Origin of the sequence: Polynucleobacter sp. JS-Mosq-20-D10 (assembly GCF_018687755.1) — a bacterium.
Lineage (GTDB): Bacteria > Pseudomonadota > Gammaproteobacteria > Burkholderiales > Burkholderiaceae > Polynucleobacter.
The window spans coordinates 1,825,330-1,841,239 of sequence record NZ_CP061305.1; the positions used below are offsets into that span (position 1 = coordinate 1,825,330).

General features: G+C 45.2%; 14 protein-coding genes and 1 pseudogene. 9 read left to right on the plus strand and 6 right to left on the minus strand.

The genetic code is table 11. The features are described 5' to 3' along the window. Positions 1–8: 8 nt before the first annotated feature. Both mdeB and FD967_RS09350 read right to left on the minus strand, forming a co-directional pair. Entirely contained in the window at positions 9–2,648 is a 2,640-nt protein-coding gene (gene mdeB, locus FD967_RS09345) for an alpha-ketoglutarate dehydrogenase (RefSeq protein WP_215325770.1), read from the minus strand. 34 nt (positions 2,649–2,682) lie between these two features. Beyond that, positions 2,683–3,585 (minus strand): annotated as a pseudogene (locus FD967_RS09350) (2-oxo acid dehydrogenase subunit E2); the annotation flags it as partial. Positions 3,586–3,792: 207 nt separating this feature from the next. Between FD967_RS09350 and FD967_RS09355 the strand changes: the two are divergent. Together FD967_RS09355 and FD967_RS09360 are read left to right on the plus strand one after the other, a co-directional pair. After that, entirely contained in the window at positions 3,793–4,257 is a 465-nt protein-coding gene (locus FD967_RS09355; protein WP_215325771.1) for an Lrp/AsnC family transcriptional regulator, read from the plus strand. Positions 4,258–4,306: 49 nt separating this feature from the next. Continuing rightward, positions 4,307–5,068, plus strand: a complete 762-nt coding sequence (locus FD967_RS09360; RefSeq protein ID WP_215325772.1) for an SDR family oxidoreductase — start codon at positions 4,307–4,309, stop codon at positions 5,066–5,068. A gap of 54 nt (positions 5,069–5,122) precedes the next feature. Here FD967_RS09360 and FD967_RS09365 read toward each other — a convergent pair whose 3' ends face one another. Both FD967_RS09365 and FD967_RS09370 read right to left on the minus strand, forming a co-directional pair. Then, positions 5,123–5,650 (minus strand): gamma carbonic anhydrase family protein, encoded by a 528-nt coding sequence (locus tag FD967_RS09365; RefSeq protein WP_215325773.1) that lies wholly within the window; start codon positions 5,648–5,650, stop codon positions 5,123–5,125. A gap of 35 nt (positions 5,651–5,685) precedes the next feature. Next, positions 5,686–6,888, minus strand: coding sequence for an ammonium transporter (locus FD967_RS09370; protein WP_215325774.1), 1,203 nt, complete (start codon positions 6,886–6,888; stop codon positions 5,686–5,688). A 139-nt stretch (positions 6,889–7,027) separates the two neighbouring features. On the opposite strand from FD967_RS09370, the gene FD967_RS09375 reads away from it, so the two are divergent. Both FD967_RS09375 and FD967_RS09380 read left to right on the plus strand, forming a co-directional pair. Next, positions 7,028–7,390, plus strand: a complete 363-nt coding sequence (locus tag FD967_RS09375) for a Rap1a/Tai family immunity protein (RefSeq protein ID WP_215325775.1) — start codon at positions 7,028–7,030, stop codon at positions 7,388–7,390. A gap of 55 nt (positions 7,391–7,445) precedes the next feature. After that, positions 7,446–7,733, plus strand: coding sequence for a glycine zipper domain-containing protein (locus FD967_RS09380; protein WP_015422003.1), 288 nt, complete (start codon positions 7,446–7,448; stop codon positions 7,731–7,733). A 101-nt stretch (positions 7,734–7,834) separates the two neighbouring features. Here FD967_RS09380 and htpG read toward each other — a convergent pair whose 3' ends face one another. Further along, complete coding sequence (gene htpG / locus FD967_RS09385) at positions 7,835–9,736, minus strand: molecular chaperone HtpG (RefSeq protein WP_215325776.1); 1,902 nt, start codon at positions 9,734–9,736, stop codon at positions 7,835–7,837. Positions 9,737–9,826: 90 nt separating this feature from the next. Then, positions 9,827–10,237: a rhodanese-like domain-containing protein gene (locus FD967_RS09390; protein WP_215325777.1), complete on the minus strand. Its 411-nt coding sequence runs from the start codon at positions 10,235–10,237 to the stop codon at positions 9,827–9,829. Between the two features lie 81 nt (positions 10,238–10,318). Here FD967_RS09390 and FD967_RS09395 point away from each other — a divergent pair, with 81 nt between their 5' ends. Genes FD967_RS09395 through lnt form a run of 5 tightly spaced genes read left to right on the plus strand, consistent with a single transcriptional unit; the run spans position 10,319 to position 15,903 of the window. Further along, on the plus strand, positions 10,319–11,581 hold the full coding sequence (locus tag FD967_RS09395) for a putative Na+/H+ antiporter (RefSeq protein ID WP_215325778.1): 1,263 nt from the start codon (positions 10,319–10,321) through the stop codon (positions 11,579–11,581). Between the two features lie 57 nt (positions 11,582–11,638). Further along, positions 11,639–12,997 (plus strand): tRNA (N6-isopentenyl adenosine(37)-C2)-methylthiotransferase MiaB, encoded by a 1,359-nt coding sequence (gene miaB / locus FD967_RS09400; RefSeq protein WP_215325780.1) that lies wholly within the window; start codon positions 11,639–11,641, stop codon positions 12,995–12,997. Further along, a complete protein-coding gene (ybeY, locus tag FD967_RS09405) occupies positions 12,969–13,475 on the plus strand; it encodes an rRNA maturation RNase YbeY (protein ID WP_251369029.1) in 507 nt (168 codons plus the stop codon). The genes miaB and ybeY overlap by 29 nt, the downstream gene beginning before the upstream one ends. Positions 13,476–13,531: 56 nt before the next feature. Further along, positions 13,532–14,371, plus strand: coding sequence for an HlyC/CorC family transporter (locus FD967_RS09410; RefSeq protein WP_215325782.1), 840 nt, complete (start codon positions 13,532–13,534; stop codon positions 14,369–14,371). An 8-nt stretch (positions 14,372–14,379) separates the two neighbouring features. Further along, positions 14,380–15,903 carry an apolipoprotein N-acyltransferase gene (gene lnt, locus FD967_RS09415; RefSeq protein ID WP_251369030.1) on the plus strand — a complete coding sequence of 508 codons (1,524 nt, stop codon included), beginning with the start codon at positions 14,380–14,382 and terminating at the stop codon, positions 15,901–15,903. Positions 15,904–15,910 lie beyond the last annotated feature (7 nt).

Consider the following 15,910-nt stretch of genomic DNA (forward strand, 5'->3'; position numbering starts at 1 on the left):
GTGAAAGATTATTCTTTCAATGAGGCTTGCGCTACCTTATAAATACTGCTCGCATTCACGCCGAAATACTCTCGCAATGCTGCCCTCGTATCACTTCTACCGAAACCATCGGTGCCGAGCGTGATATATCCTCTACCCTCGGGAATATAGGCACGTATGCTTTCTGGAAGCGCATGTACATAGTCAGTAGCAGCCACAATCGGACCGCGACCTTGAGCCAGCACCTCTGAAATATATGCTTGTGTATTATCAGCATCCCCAGAGAGTCTTGCCTGCTCCCTTAATTTGCCATCTCGAGACAATTCGCTCCAACTAGTGACGCTAAAGATATCGATATTGATACCAGCATTAGCAAGCATGTCAGCAGCCTTCAGAACCTCAGTCATGATGGCACCAGACCCCAGCAGACTTACACAAGACTTACCATCACCGTTGACAGCCTTGATAGTCTTCAATTTATAGCAACCACGAATCACGCCCTCGGCTGCATTCTCAGGCAAATCAGGCTGAGCATAATTTTCATTCATGAGGGTGATGTAATAGAACAAATCTTTTTGATCAACTAACATGTCGCGCATTCCTTGATCCACTATCACCGATAACTCACCAGCAAAGGCTGGATCATATGCTTTGCAATTAGGAATAGTTGCGGCCACGAGCTGACTACTGCCATCTTGATGTTGCAGTCCCTCACCACCCAATGTTGTTCTGCCAGAGGTTGCGCCCAATAAAAATCCTCTGGCCCGTTGATCGGCCGCCGCCCAAATGGCATCTCCAATTCTCTGAAAGCCAAACATGGAGTAATATATATAAAAAGGCAGCATTGCAATTCCGTGAACGCTATAGCTTGTTGCTGCAGCAGTCCAACTGGCAATCGCGCCCGCCTCACTAATACCCTCCTCCAGGATTTGTCCATCTAGTGCCTCGCGGTAGCTGAGTACCGAACCAATATCTTCTGGCTCATAGCGTTGGCCAACACTAGAATAAATACCAACCTGTTTAAATAAATTGGCCATACCAAATGTCCTTGCTTCATCGGCCACAATAGGTACGACTCTAGGCCCCAGCTCTTTATCTTTCAGTAAATTTCCAAGCATGCGGACAAAAGCCATCGTCGTCGACATCTCTTTTGATTCAGCCTTAATTGCAAATGCTGCATAAGAAGCAATATCTGGGACATTTAATTTGTCACATTCTGAATAACGCTTAGGTAGCTGACCGCCGAGCTTAGTGCGTTGTTCTTTTAAATACTTCAGCTCTTCACTATTTTCTTCAGGCCTAAAGAAAGTAAGATTAGTAGCCTGCTCATCCGTTAATGGCAAATTAAAACGATTGCGATACGCAATCAATGCTTCGTCATCTAACTTTTTCTGACTATGGGTGGTCATTTTTCCTTGGCCAGCATTACCCATGCCATAGCCTTTTTTGGTATGTGCCAAGATCACCGTTGGCTGACCTACATGATTAGCGGCCGCTTGATAGGCCGCATAAATTTTGACTAAATCATGACCACCTCTTTTGAGACGATCAATTTGCTCATCTGTCATGCCCTGAGCAAGGCGAGCTAATTCTTCATTCTGACCAAAGAAATTTTTACGATTAAAACTACCATCCTTCGCGGCAAAGGTTTGCATTTGTCCGTCAACAGTTTGAGCAAATGCTTTTACCAGTGCCCCAGAAGTATCTCTAGCAAAGAGCCCGTCCCAATCACTACCCCATACCAGCTTAATTACATTCCAACCAGAACCTCTAAAGAGTTTTTCTAACTCGTCAATGATTCTTCCATTGCCACGCACCGGGCCATCTAGGCGTTGCAAGTTGCAGTTGACCACCCAAACCAAGTTATCCAGCTTTTCTCTAGACGCTAATGTCAGGGCGCTCATACTTTCTGGCTCATCCATCTCACCATCACCAAATACACCCCAAACCTTTCTGGTAGAGCAATCCAATAATTTGCGATCACTCAGATAGCGCATAAAGCGTGCATGGTAAATCGAACTGATTGGGCCAATCCCCATTGAGCCGGTTGGGAACTGCCAAAAATCAGGCATTAGCCAAGGATGTGGGTAACTTGATAAGCCTCTTGCTCCAGATTCAGGTGCAGTAATTTCGCGCCTGTAATGCAGGAGGTCATTCTCCGTAAGCCTTCCTTCTAGATAAGCGCGGGCGTAGACCCCAGGAGCGCTATGAGGCTGAAAGAAAACCAGGTCTCCGCGCTCTTTAGGATTCCCACCCTCAGTTCTTGCACGGAAAAAATGATTAAACCCAACTTCAAATAAATCTGCAGCACTGGCATAGCTAGCAATGTGCCCACCTAGCTCCCCATAGGCTTCATTTGCTTTTGCCACCATAGCTAGAGCATTCCACCTCATCAGTGAGGCTAGCTTTTCTTCGATTGCCAAATCACCAGGGAATGGAGGTTGCTCATCTACTGGTATTGAATTGATATAGGGCGTAACTAAATTAGGCACCCAATTAATTTGATTTTTGTTAGCCAGCTTTACCAAGTTATCCAAAATAAACTTGGCGCGCGCACTATCGCCTGAGGCCAGCAAATCCATAAACGCCTCGTTCCACTCTGCAGTTTCTGCAGGATCGGTATCGATGTGCTCGAGATTTAAGTATTTTTTAATATCGGGGGCATTCATAAAAAATTCCTCTGTAACTTTTGATCTTTAAAATTCATAACATCACCCTACGAAAATCGCCCAATAGCTGAGTGAGATATGTAGTGAAGTGTGTTGCTAAGGCGCCATCAATAACTCGATGATCAGCAGTCATAGAGAGCGGGCAAATCAAACGTGGAACAAATTGCGCACCATTCCATACAGGTTTCATGACAGACTTATTCGCTGCCAGAATGGCTACTTCGGGTGCATTCACAATCGGTGCGCAATAAGTGCCGCCGATTCCACCCAATGAAGAGATCGTAAAGGTGGCGCCCTGCATCTGATCTGGCTTGAGCCTTCCTTCTCTGGCCAGCATAGCTAGGCTAGCCGTCTCTTTCGCAATCTCATGAATACCCTTTTGATCCGCATTGCGAATCACTGGAACAACCAAACCGCCTTCGGTATCCACTGCAAATCCAATATGAAAATATTTTTTCAGGATGAGGTCCTCACCATCAAGTGAAGAATTAAATGCTGGATATTTCTTAAGGGCAACTACTACAGCCTTGATCAGGAATGCTAATAAAGTAATCTTGACCCCATCTTTCTGATTCTCTTGATTTAATGCTGCACGAAACTCTTCAAGATCAGTAATGTCAGCATCATCGTGATAAGTTACCGCCGGGATCATGACCCAATTGCGCGCCAGATTAGCGGCCGATATTTTCTGAATCCGGCTACGAGCTTGGCACTCTATTTCTCCGAACTTAGTAAAGTCGACTTTAGGCCAAGGTAAAAGATCAAATCCCGCAATGCCCTGAGCTGCCTGTACGGATGAACTCTCTCTTGCCGACATTGAGCGCTTAATAAATTGCTGAATGTCCTCTTTGGTGATTCGACCTCGTTGGCCACTGCCTCGAACCTGCTGAATATCGACACCAAATTCACGGGCAAATTTTCTTGCTGAAGGGCCAGCCCAAAATTCGAGCTCAATTATGGCTTGATCTTTTTTGACTTCTGGCAATGGAAATGCAATTTCAATACCCACAACCCCTCCGAAGATTTACAGCTTTATCTAAGGCTTTATTTTGTTGGATTACAGCCAAAATAGGTCGCTAATTATTGGTCATAAATGATAATTTTAAGCATAATATGCTGAAATAAGTAATTTTTAAGGAATTTTATGAAGCTAGACACCATAGATATCAGAATATTGAACGAACTACAAAATGACAGCTCCCATAGCAATGTGGAGCTAGCTAAGCGGGTTCACCTATCACCATCACCCTGTTTGATGAGGGTGAAGGCACTGAAAGATAAAGGTGTTATCCGCAACTATGTTGCATTAGCAGACCCTAAGATTTTGGGGCTTGGCTTAAACGTCTTCATTTCGATTAGCCTTAAAGAGCAGTCTAAAGAAGCCTTAGCGCAATTTGAACAACGAATCTCAGAACACGATGAGGTGATGGAGTGCTATCTCATGACTGGAGATAGCGATTATCTGATACGTGTGGCAGTGGCTGATATGGATGCGCTTGAAAAATTCATCTTAGAGCAACTAACGCCAATTCCTGGGATTGAAAAAATTCGCTCTAGCTTTGCCTTAAAACAAGTGCGTTATAAAACTGCTTTACCATTACCTAAGTAAATATTAGGCAAATTAGAATTTATCTGAGACATTTATTAGAAAGAAAGTAATGCCACAAACAAATAATAAAGTTGCACTTGTCACCGGAGCTGGTGTAGGTATCGGAAGGGCGGCAGCTAAAGCCCTTCTCAAAGGTGGCTACCAAGTTGTACTGACTGGACGCAATCTAGAAAAGCTAGAAAAAGCAATTATTGATATTGGTGGAACAGGCGAAAATTGCCTTGCGGTCACTTGCGATGTTGGTCAGCCCGATCAAGTGAAGAAATTATTTGCGACCCTAAAAGAACGTTTTGGGCGTATTGATGTGCTCTTCAATAATGCAGGCATCGGAGCACCAGCAATTCCAATGGAAGATCTCACTTACGAACAATGGATGAATGTTGTGAATTCAAACCTCTGCGGTGCCTTCTTATGCTCCCAAGAAGCAATTCGGATGATGAAAGCACAATCTCCACAAGGTGGCCGAATTATTAATAACGGTTCTATTTCCGCCCATGCACCAAGGCCAATGTCGGCTCCATACACAGCAACTAAACATGCGATTAGTGGTCTTACAAAAACGATTGCTCTAGATGGTCGTCCATTCAATATTGCTTGCGGGCAAATCGATATTGGCAACGCTGCAACAGAAATGACTGAACGTATGGCTGCTGGAATTATGCAGGCCGATCAATCAATCAAAGTTGAGCCACGCATGGATGTAGATCATGTTGGAGAGGCTGTCCTGCATATGGCACAACTACCTCTAGAGAGTAATATTCTCTCGATGACTATCATGGCGACCAATATGCCTTTTGTTGGCAGAGGCTAGTTTTAACTGATTCGGGTATGGATGCTCACTCTAAACCTGTGAGCATCCAATAAATTATTCAGCAATCTTTTTAAGCGTCTTGATATAACGCTGCGCATTCTTTATATAGCGACCAGCAATATCCTCAATACCAGCAATTTGCTCAGGGCTTAATGTTTTTACTGCCTTAGCGGGTGAGCCAATAATCATTGAGCCCTCTGGAAACTCTTTACCCTCGGTCACTAGGGCTCCAGCACCAACCAAACAGTTTTTACCAATCTTGGCGCCATTCAAGATTACTGCGCCAATGCCAATCAAACTACCATCGCCAATTTGACAGCCATGGAGCATCACCTGATGCCCAACAGTAACTTGCTTACCAATGATGAGGGGGTAGCCAGGGTCAGTATGCAGAACCGATGCATCCTGTACATTGCTACCTTCACCAATTTGAATGAGATCGTTATCGCCACGGATAATCACCTTGGGCCACACACTCACGCTTTCATGAAGCTCAACTCTACCGATTACTTCTGCGCTTTCGGCAACCCAAGCGCCCTCAGATAACTGAGGAGCATTTCCATCTAGTTCAAATATAGCCATGACTCATTATAGGTAATGACTATATTTAAGAAAGCCTACCAGTTAGGCTCACGATCAGGAGTGGAAGAAATCCGGTGAATACTTAAATCGGCACCTTCGTACTCTTCCTCTTGTGACATCCGGATGCCTAAAACAGCTTTAAGTAATCCATAGACCACAAAACCACTGATGAGGGCAATTGCAACCCCTAAACCAGTCCCAATTAACTGCCCCAAGAAAGTCACTCCGCCAAGACCGCCTAGTGCTTTTGCCCCAAAAATACCCGCAGCCAAGCCACCCCATAAACCGCATAAACCATGAAGTGGCCAGACGCCCAACACATCGTCAATCTTCCAGCGGTTTTGCACCAAGGTAAACATATATACAAAGAGAGCGCCAGCAATTAAGCCAACGACCAAAGCACCCATCGGGTGCATTAAATCTGAGCCAGCACAAACCGCTACCAAGCCAGCTAACGGCCCGTTATAAGTAAAGCCTGGATCATTACGACCAATCACCCATGCAGCCAAAGTACCACCAACCATTGCCATAAGAGAATTCATGGCCACTAAACCGCTGACCTTATCAATCGTCTGTGCACTCATGACGTTAAATCCAAACCAACCTACCGCCAAAATCCAAGCACCCAATGCTAAGAATGGAATGCTAGATGGTGGATGTGCCGCAACGTTGCCATCCTTGGTGTAGCGACCGCGACGAGCCCCCAAGAGAATGACAGCTGGTAAAGCGAGCCAACCACCCACGGCGTGCACTACAACAGATCCTGCAAAGTCATGGAACTCTTCACCGGTCAGTGTCTTAATCCATGCCTGAATACCATAATGCTGATTCCAGGCAATACCCTCGAAGAATGGATAGATGAAACCCACCAGAATAAAAGTAGCAATTAGTTGAGGATTGAACTTCGCACGTTCTGCCATACCACCAGAAATAATGGCTGGAATAGCTGCAGCGAAGGTCAGCAAGAAAAAGAATTTAACTAGTTCATAGCCATTTTTCTCGGCCAAGATTTCGGCACCAGAGAAAAAGTCAACGCCGTAAGCAATGCTATAACCAATGAAGAAATAGGCAATAGTTGACACTGCAAAGTCCACCAAGATTTTGACCAAAGCATTTACTTGGTTTTTTTTGCGTACAGTGCCAAGCTCAAGAAATGCAAATCCCGCATGCATGGCCAGAACCATGATTGCGCCGAGCAAAATAAATAAGACATCACTGCCTGATTTCAAAGTTTCCACCGAAATTACTCCCCATGTTTTTTGCATCATTATGGGGAATATCGAGACCGAATTTGGTCATTAATGCACTTATTTAGTGCAATTTAATGCCCTCAACATGGTTTATTATGGAATTTAGATAAATCCAAGGGGAAAACCCATGAAAAAAGCTTTAGTTCTATTAACCGCCTTAGGTGTATTTTCTGGCTTAGCTCAGGCTCAAGAAAAAATTCAAGTCCTAAGTACACAAGAGCTTGTAAACGTTTGTAAAGTGCCAGCGAGCCCTGAATCCCGCAGCTTTTGCGTAGGCTATACAACAGCTATTTACGACACTTATTTGGCTACACGCCACCCGCAGCGCGCAAAGCCATATATTTGCGTAAAACAACCAGCGCCGTCACGTGATGAAGTAATTGGTGAATTTGTAAAATTTGGCCAGTCCAATCAACAGACTGCTGACAAACCAGCAGCAGGTGTTTTCTTGGGCTTCTTGGCATCGCGCTTCCCTTGTGCCAAAAAATAATCCAAGCCACCAAGCTATTTAGCCAATTCAATCTATAGACTAAGGAACAGTTGATATGAAAAAAATTATCGCTATTACTGCCGCAACTCTAGCAATCGCAGGTTGCTCGAATATGAGTAATACAGAACAACGTACATTATCTGGCGCTAGTATCGGTGCAGCTGCTGGTGCAGTCGGTACAGCAATTTTCCACGGTAACCCAATCTGGGGCGCAGTCGGTGGAGCTGCAGTTGGTGCGGCTTCTGGTTACGTATACGATGCATACAAAAAAGAGCAGGCTTCTGAGTACAACTCTGGATACAACGCAGGAAAAAATAATCAACCTGCTAAAGCTCCTCAGTAACACTTAGCTAGCTTTATAAGCTAGCTAAGTTCTAGTCGCAGAAAAACAAAAAACCCGACTTGCATGACGCAGGTCGGGTTTTTCTTTAAGACTTCAGCAATTTAAGAAAGTAGCAGCTGATTAATACGCTTTACATAAGCGGCCGGATCATTCAATTGGCCACCCTCTGCCAAGAGAGCTTGATCAAACAAAACCTGAGTCCATTCATCAAAGTGCTGATCATCTGACTTAAGCTTCAGTAGCAAAGGATGCTCTGGGTTGATTTCCAAAATAGGCTTAGTGTCAGGCGCTTGCTGACCCGCCGCTTTGAGCATGCGCAATAAATTGCCAGAAAGCTCGTTCTCATCAGAGACTAAACATGCTGGAGAATCAGTCAAGCGGAAGGTCACGCGCACATCCTTCACCTTATCTTCTAGGGCCGCTTTCATGCGATCAAGTAAGCCCTTGAAATTTTTCTCAGTTTCTTCATGCTCCTTCTTTTCCTTTTCATCACTGAGACTCCCAAGATCAAGTCCACCTTTTGCTACCGAGGTCATCTGCTTTCCATCAAACTCCGTGAAGAAAGAAAGCATCCATTCGTCCACTCGATCGGTGAGTAGCAATACTTCGACACCCTTCTTGCGGAAGATTTCTAAATGCGGGCTGTTTTTAGCAGCATTAAAGGTATCGCCCGTGACGTAATAAATCTTGTCTTGACCCTCCTTCATGCGTGAAATGTATTCAGCTAAGGAGGCAGTTTGGTCTGCAGAATCCATATGTGTGCTTGCAAAACGCAAGAGCTTTAGGATGCGCTCTTGATTTGGCTGATCTTCACCAATGCCTTCTTTAAGCACTTGTCCAAACTGAGTCCAAAAGGTGCGGTACTTTTCTTTCTTAGCCTCATCATCGCTATTGGCCAGATCCTCCAGCATGCTCAGCACACGCTTGGTGGAGCTTTCACGAATGATTTTGACATCGCGCGATTCCTGAAGAATCTCACGGGAGACGTTTAAGGGCAGATCTGTTGAATCAATCACACCAGTTACAAAACGCAGATACATCGGCATCAACTGCTCGGCATCATCCATGATGAATACCCGCTTCACATATAACTTGATACCACCCCGCTTGTTACGATCCCACAAATCAAATGGCGCACGTGCAGGCACATAGAGTAGTTGCGTAAATTCACTGCGGCCTTCAACCCTATTCAGGGAATAGCACAAGGGATTTTCATAGTCGTGAGACAAGTGCTTATAAAACTCGTCATACTGCTCCTGAGTGATCTCCGATTTAGAGCGCGCCCATAGAGCGCTTGACTGATTAATACTTTCAAGCTCATCTTTAATCACTTGTTCTTTTTTATCTGCATCCCACTCTTCTTTATTCATCTGAATCGGCAAGGAGATGTGATCGGAGTATTTACGAATAATCGATTTGAGCTTATGGGTAGAAAGGAAATCATCCTCACCTTCACGTAAATGCATCGTGATCGATGTTCCACGTTGTGGGCGATGAATACTTTCTACTGTAAATTCGCCTGAACCATCAGACTCCCAACGAACCCCATCGGTCGCCGGTAGACCAGCGCGACGCGTCTCTACAGTAATATGGTCGGCCACAATAAATGCTGAATAAAAACCTACGCCAAACTGACCAATCAAAGCGGCATCTTTTTGCTGATCGCCAGATAGCTTGGAGAAAAATTCTTTCGTACCAGAGCGAGCAATGGTGCCCAAGTTAGCAATGGCTTCATCGCGGCTCATGCCAATGCCATTATCAGAAATAGTCACGGTTCTGGCAGCCTGATCAAAACTGACTTTGATCTTCAAATCAGGGTCATCACCATACCACTCGGGATGCTCGATCCCCTCAAAGCGGAGCTTATCTGAAGCATCAGATGCATTCGAGATCAACTCCCGGAGAAAAATTTCCTTATTGGAATACAAGGAATGGATCATCAGTTGTAAAAGTTGCTTTACCTCGGCCTGAAAGCCTAAAGTTTCTTTGCTAGCTACAGTCATGCGTATTCCCTCTTCGCTCTTAATCAATGAACATCACCCCGAGTAAATGGGGCTCATTTAATGTATTTCAAGATCTATACCACTAGAAATTTAACTCTGTTGTGGCTTTGAACGCTTCTCCGTTACAGGCAATTCAGCCTTTTTCCAGGCACTAAAACCGCCTTCTAGATGACAAACACCTGGTACTCCCATTTTTTGAAGGGTTTCTGTTGCCAGGGCAGAGCGCCATGCGGATGCACAATAGAGCACTAAACGCTTGCCTTCTCCAAAAACCGGCTTGTAATAAGGACTTTCTGGGTCAACCCAAAATTCCAGCATGCCACGCGGTGCATGAATTGCACCCGGAATCATCCCATCACGCTCCAACTCTCTCACATCCCGAATATCGACAAATACAGTTTTTTGATCATCTAGAAATTGTTGCGCTTGCTCTAAGGGCACAGTCTCAATTTGAGCCATTGCATTAGCAATTAATTCTTGATAACCCAATTTCAATTTCATCAAAATCCCCTAAATTGCTACTAGTTTTGCTGAGTTAGTTTTGCGCCTATTCTGACAGGCTTGTCCTGATAATATGTGCCTATGAACTTTACCCCTACCGAGCTTGGTGCAAGCATTATTTTTGCGCTCGCAGTGCTACATACGTTTTGTACTTCGCATTTTGAAGCACTTGCTAAAAAATCTCCAAGGCACTCTGGCTTATGGCATCTGCTTGGCGAAGTAGAAATTGTCTTTGGTTTTTGGGCGGCCATCCTGATTATTTTTATGTGGCTTGCTAATGATCTAGCCACAGCAAAAGAGTACGCCAACAAACGTAACTTTACCGAGCCGCTATTTGTTTTTGCCATTATGGTGGTCGCTGGTAGCAAACCGATTTTGCATTTTGCAACGCAGCTGCTACATAAACTCGGCAAGGTAATTCAACTCGTCTTGCGTACCAAGCAAGCTCCCACGCTGTATTTCTTGACCCTCAGTATCACACCTTTGTTGGGCTCACTGATTACTGAACCCGCAGCAATGACGCTGGCAGCATTCTTATTGCGTGACCTAGTCTATCGTCACAAATGCTCAACCTCACTGCTATTTGGTACCTTGGGTGTGCTATTCGTCAATATTTCGATTGGTGGCACGCTCACTAATTTCGCAGCACCACCGGTACTGATGGTTGCATCTACTTGGGGCTGGAGCAGTACTTTCATGTTTGCCAACTTTGGCCTTGAAGCGATGGTCGCTATTTTTATTAATGCAACAATCGTAACGCTGCTCTTTCATAAGCAATTAATTGAGCCTACAAGCAAAGCTAATGATGTTCGGATGCCGCTTACTATTACAGCCATTCATCTACTCTTTTTGCTAGGTATCGTGGCTTTTGCACATGACCCAGTAATCTTCATGTGGCTACTACTCTTTTTCATTGGCTACACCACGGCTTATCCAAAACATCAAAACCCACTGATTTTGCGCGAGGCTTTATTGGTTGGGTTCTTCTTGGCCGGACTCGTAGTGCTCGGCGGACTGCAAGGTTGGTGGCTACAACCGATTCTGGAAACCATGAGCCCAACGGCCGTTTTCTATGGCAGCCTGGCATTAACCGCGATTACCGATAATGCAGCGCTCACCTATTTAGGCTCGCTAGTACAGAGTACTTCCCCAGAATTCAAGTTAGCTTTGGTTGGCGGCGCAGTAGCAGGCGGCGGACTAACCGTCATTGCCAATGCTCCCAACCCTGCTGGACTGGCTATTTTGCGTAGTTACTTCCCTAATGCGGCTGTTTCGGCAGGCTTACTATTTGTAGCTGCCATTCCACCAACCATTGTTGCGATTCTGGCTCTACGCCTGCTCTAGGCGACTTATCCCGTAAAATCTCAGCTTCGCCCCCAGCTATAAACCTGAGAACGGCATATGAAAAAGCTCTATATCAAAACCTTTGGCTGTCAAATGAACGAGTACGACTCGGGCAAGATGGCCGACCTCCTACATGCCAATGAAGGCATGGTCATGACTGATACCCCTGAAGATGCAGATGTGGTTCTATTAAACACTTGCTCGATTCGTGAAAAAGCAGAAGATAAGGTATTTTCTGACTTAGGGCGTCTGCGTGAACTCAAGAAAACCAAACCTGATTTATTGATTGGTGTTGGGGGTTGCGTTGCCAGCCAAGAGGGTCAACAAATTATTAGCAGAGCTCCTTATGTAGATGTGGTCTTCGGCCCGCAAACGCTGCATCGCTTGTCTGATCTCATTACACAACGTCGCGAAACTGGCAGACCTCAAGTTGACATCTCTTTTCCAGAAATAGAAAAGTTTGATCATCTGCCCGCCTCTCGTCAAACGCGCGGCTCAGCCTACGTCTCTATTATGGAAGGCTGCTCAAAGTACTGCAGCTACTGCGTGGTTCCTTACACTCGTGGCGAAGAGGTTTCGCGCCCCTTTGATGACGTATTGACGGAAGTGGCCGGCCTTGCAGCGCAAGGCGTGAAAGAAATTGTCTTGCTTGGTCAAAACGTTAATGCTTATCTTGGCAAAATGGGTGGCACGGAAGAGATTGCAGACTTTGCACTACTGATTGAATACATCGCAGAAATACCGGGCGTTGAAAGAATTCGTTTTACCACTAGCCACCCAAAAGAATTTACCCAACGCTTGATTGATGTCTATGCAAAAGTTCCTAAGCTGGTGAGCCACTTGCATCTTCCAGTGCAACACGCATCCGACTCCGTTTTGTCTGCAATGAAACGTGGCTACACCGCCCTAGAATACAAAAGCATTATTCGCAAGATGCGCTCTGTGAGGCCAGACCTGACGCTCTCTAGCGACTTCATTGTGGGCTTTCCTGGCGAGACGGATGAAGACTTTGCAAAACTGCTCAAAATGGTTGAAGAACTCAATTTTGATAATAGCTTTTGCTTTATCTTCAGCGCACGTCCCGGGACGCCCGCTGCCAATTTAAGCGATGACACCCCTTATGAAGTCAAACTCAAGCGACTGCAAACCTTACTTGCACTAGTTGAATCACAAGCAAATCAGATTAGTAAAAACATGTTGGGTGCTGCTGAACGGGTACTTGTTGAAGGCTTAGCCAAGGATGGTGTGAACCTACAAGGTCGCGCTGCCAATAATCGGGTAATTCACTTTACTGCACCAGATGCAGATATCGAATCACTCATCGGTCAAATGGTAGACATCCGCATCACTGAAGTACTCAATTACACGCTCCGAGGCGACCTCATCAGTGAGCTCACTTCTACGCAAGCCCATTAAGATGACTGCCAAGCAATTACCCCCTTCTAAATTGGAGATAGATATTCAGTTTGCCAGCGCTGCAATTGAAGAAAAAGTTTTTGCGATTGTCTCTCTAGCAGCAATCAAAAAATGGGTAAAGGCAGCGGTTCATTTAAATGGTTTAATCACTTTACGCTTTGTTAATGCAGCTGAAGGGAAAAAACTGAATTTTGCCTTTCGTAGTAAAGACTATGCGACTAATGTCCTCACTTTTCCATACGAGCTCAGCAAAAAGACTTTGACTGCCGACATTATTTTTTGCCTCCCCGTGATTCAAAAAGAGGCATCAGAGCAAAGTAAATCTATGCAGACCCACCTAGCCCATCTAATTATTCATGGCTGCTTACATGCCCAAGGTCTTGACCATGAGAGTGATAAAGAAGCCAAAAAAATGGAAGGTAGGGAAATTGCCCTCCTGACATCTTTGGGCTTTGCTAATCCCTACGCACCCATTTAAGGCATCCTTGCTGCCTCCTTCATTGAATTTACTTATTTCTGCGATATTCTTGCTATATGCCCGACCCCAATAAATCCCTTTTAGAGCGCTTGGCTGATTTTTTAACGCCACAGCCAACTAGTCCAGCCGAACGTCGTCAAGAGCTGATTGATACCCTCAGAGAAGCCCAAACAGAGGGCTTAATTGATGCAGATGCCCTCTCCATGATTGAGGGGGTATTCCAAGTAGGGCAATTGTGTGCTCGCGATATTTTGATTCCCAGAGCGCAGATTGACTGGATTGATATTAGCCAGCCTTTATCAGAAATTATCAAGAGCGTGATTACTGCAGCGCACTCACGCTTCCCCGTATTTGAAGGCACTCGTGACAATGTGATCGGCACCCTACTGGCAAAAGATTTATTGCGCCACTCTAATGAAAAAGATTTTCAGGTACGCGACTGGCTTCGCCCTGCCGTATTTATTCCTGAATCGAAGCGCTTGAGCGTGTTGTTACGTGACTTCAAAGATAACCGCAATCACTTAGCTATTGTCGTGGATGAATACAGCAGTGTTGCGGGCGTCATTACGATTGAAGATGTTCTTGAGCAAATTGTGGGTGACATTGAAGATGAGCACGATATTGATGAAGAGGCAGATAACCTGATCTCTTTAGATAATGGTGATATTCGTGTGAAAGGAATTACCGAGCTCGAGCAATTTAATGAGACCCTGGGCACCCAATTTGATGTTGAAGGTATTGAAACAGTTGCTGGTTTAGTCATTCAGCATCTTGGTCGAGTACCAAAGATGGGTGAACTGATCGAAATCGATGGAGTTGAATTTGAGGTGCAGCGTGCTGATCCAAGACAGATTCATATTCTGCTTGCACGACAACTCCCGAAAAAATCCTCCTGAGAATTACCTTGATTGATCCGCAATCAACAAGGCTTCGTAATAGCGCCAATGTATTGCTGCTATTTTCTCTTGGAGTCGTACTAGCCGCTGTAGCAGAGCTACCCTATGGCGGCTGGATACAGATTCCCGTCTTGAGTTTGATTTGGTGGCTAATGGATCAGCAGTCAAGCCCCTCAATTAAAAATCAATTTATCTTAGGAATGTCATTTGGTCTAGGCTACTTTGTTCTAGGTCTTTGGTGGATCTACATTAGCCTGCATGACATAGGTGGAATGCATGCGGCACTGTCTTGCTTAGCGGTATTTTTATTAGCCGCTGGAATGGCTGTATATTTCTCCGGCGCCTCCCTCTACCTCTGTCTAGCAAGACATAAACGCCTGACGGGCCTGGTACTAGCGGCCTCTTGGGTAATGAGTGAATATCTGCGTAGCGTAGTGTTCACTGGCTTTCCTTGGATGGGATTTGCTGAGACGCAATTCAATGGTCCCTTCGCACCAGTAGCGCCATTCTTCGGCGGTCTGGCATGCACATTTTTAGTTGTATGGGTCTCTTGGGAAATCAGTCAACTAAAGAAAAATATCTTTTTTAGTTGTGCCTGCATTATTTCCACCATCGCCCTTGCACAACTTGCTAGCTTCTGGACTTTCACAAAACCGATTGGCGAGCCACTCAGCGTTCGTTTAATTCAGGGTAATTTTGAGCAGAGCCTCAAGTTCAATCCTAAAGCTATTGAAGAGCAATTGAGTTTTTATACCAATGCAATCGAGAGTCAATCAGCAGATCTCATCATCACTCCAGAGACTGCTTACCCTTGGCCCCAAAGCAATCTTCCTACAGGTCTATTGGGATCACTCCAACAGTTTTCTAACAATACCTCTAGCAATGTCTTGCTTGGCGTGATTGGAGAGACGGGTAATCCTGCTGGGGTGCAGTACACCAACCGAACGCTTGGACTCTCTCCCAACGCACCAAGCTATCAATATGACAAATCACACTTGGTACCTTTTGGAGAATTTATTCCTCCCGGCTTTCATTGGTTTGTAAATGCCTTCAACGTACCCATGAGCGACTTCGCACGGGGCAAACTAGATCAAGCCCCTTACAGCATTATTCGCTCTGGCAAAGATGCGATTCATGCAGCCATTACGATTTGCTATGAGGATGTCTTTGGCGGGGAATTAGCCTCCCGTATTCATCACACCAGTCATCCCGTCAACCTATTGATCAACATGACCAATCTGGCCTGGTTTGGGGATTCACAAGCGCCAGCTCAGCAGTTGAGGCTATCCCAGTTACGGTCATTGGAGACTGGACTTCCAGCCTTACGTGCCACTAATACAGGCATCACGGCAGCCCTTGGGCCGGATGGCAAAGTACTTTCACAACTAGATGAATTTACCCAAGGGGTACTCAGCCTTAAGATCCAGGCCTACTCGGGCACGACACCTTACGTACTTTGGGGAAATATACCTATTCTGAGTCTATCTTGCCTCTTGCTCCTCTTGGGCCTGATTCGCCAAAAACGAATCTAATCGCAAT

Bases quoted from the DNA above. Each gene is read 5' to 3' on its own strand.
- FD967_RS09375 (WP_215325775.1), top strand. From the start codon at position 7,028: ATGAAAAAAGCTTTAGTTCTATTAACCGCCTTAGGTGTATTTTCTGGC.
- FD967_RS09395 (WP_215325778.1), top strand. From the start codon at position 10,319: ATGAACTTTACCCCTACCGAGCTTGGTGCAAGCATTATTTTTGCGCTC.
- FD967_RS09390 (WP_215325777.1), bottom strand. From the start codon at position 10,237: ATGAAATTGAAATTGGGTTATCAAGAATTAATTGCTAATGCAATGGCT.
- htpG (WP_215325776.1), bottom strand. From the start codon at position 9,736: ATGACTGTAGCTAGCAAAGAAACTTTAGGCTTTCAGGCCGAGGTAAAG.
- FD967_RS09355 (WP_215325771.1), top strand. From the start codon at position 3,793: ATGAAGCTAGACACCATAGATATCAGAATATTGAACGAACTACAAAAT.
- FD967_RS09365 (WP_215325773.1), bottom strand. From the start codon at position 5,650: ATGGCTATATTTGAACTAGATGGAAATGCTCCTCAGTTATCTGAGGGC.
- mdeB (WP_215325770.1), bottom strand. From the start codon at position 2,648: ATGAATGCCCCCGATATTAAAAAATACTTAAATCTCGAGCACATCGAT.
- FD967_RS09410 (WP_215325782.1), top strand. From the start codon at position 13,532: ATGCCCGACCCCAATAAATCCCTTTTAGAGCGCTTGGCTGATTTTTTA.
- FD967_RS09380 (WP_015422003.1), top strand. From the start codon at position 7,446: ATGAAAAAAATTATCGCTATTACTGCCGCAACTCTAGCAATCGCAGGT.
- miaB (WP_215325780.1), top strand. From the start codon at position 11,639: ATGAAAAAGCTCTATATCAAAACCTTTGGCTGTCAAATGAACGAGTAC.
- FD967_RS09360 (WP_215325772.1), top strand. From the start codon at position 4,307: ATGCCACAAACAAATAATAAAGTTGCACTTGTCACCGGAGCTGGTGTA.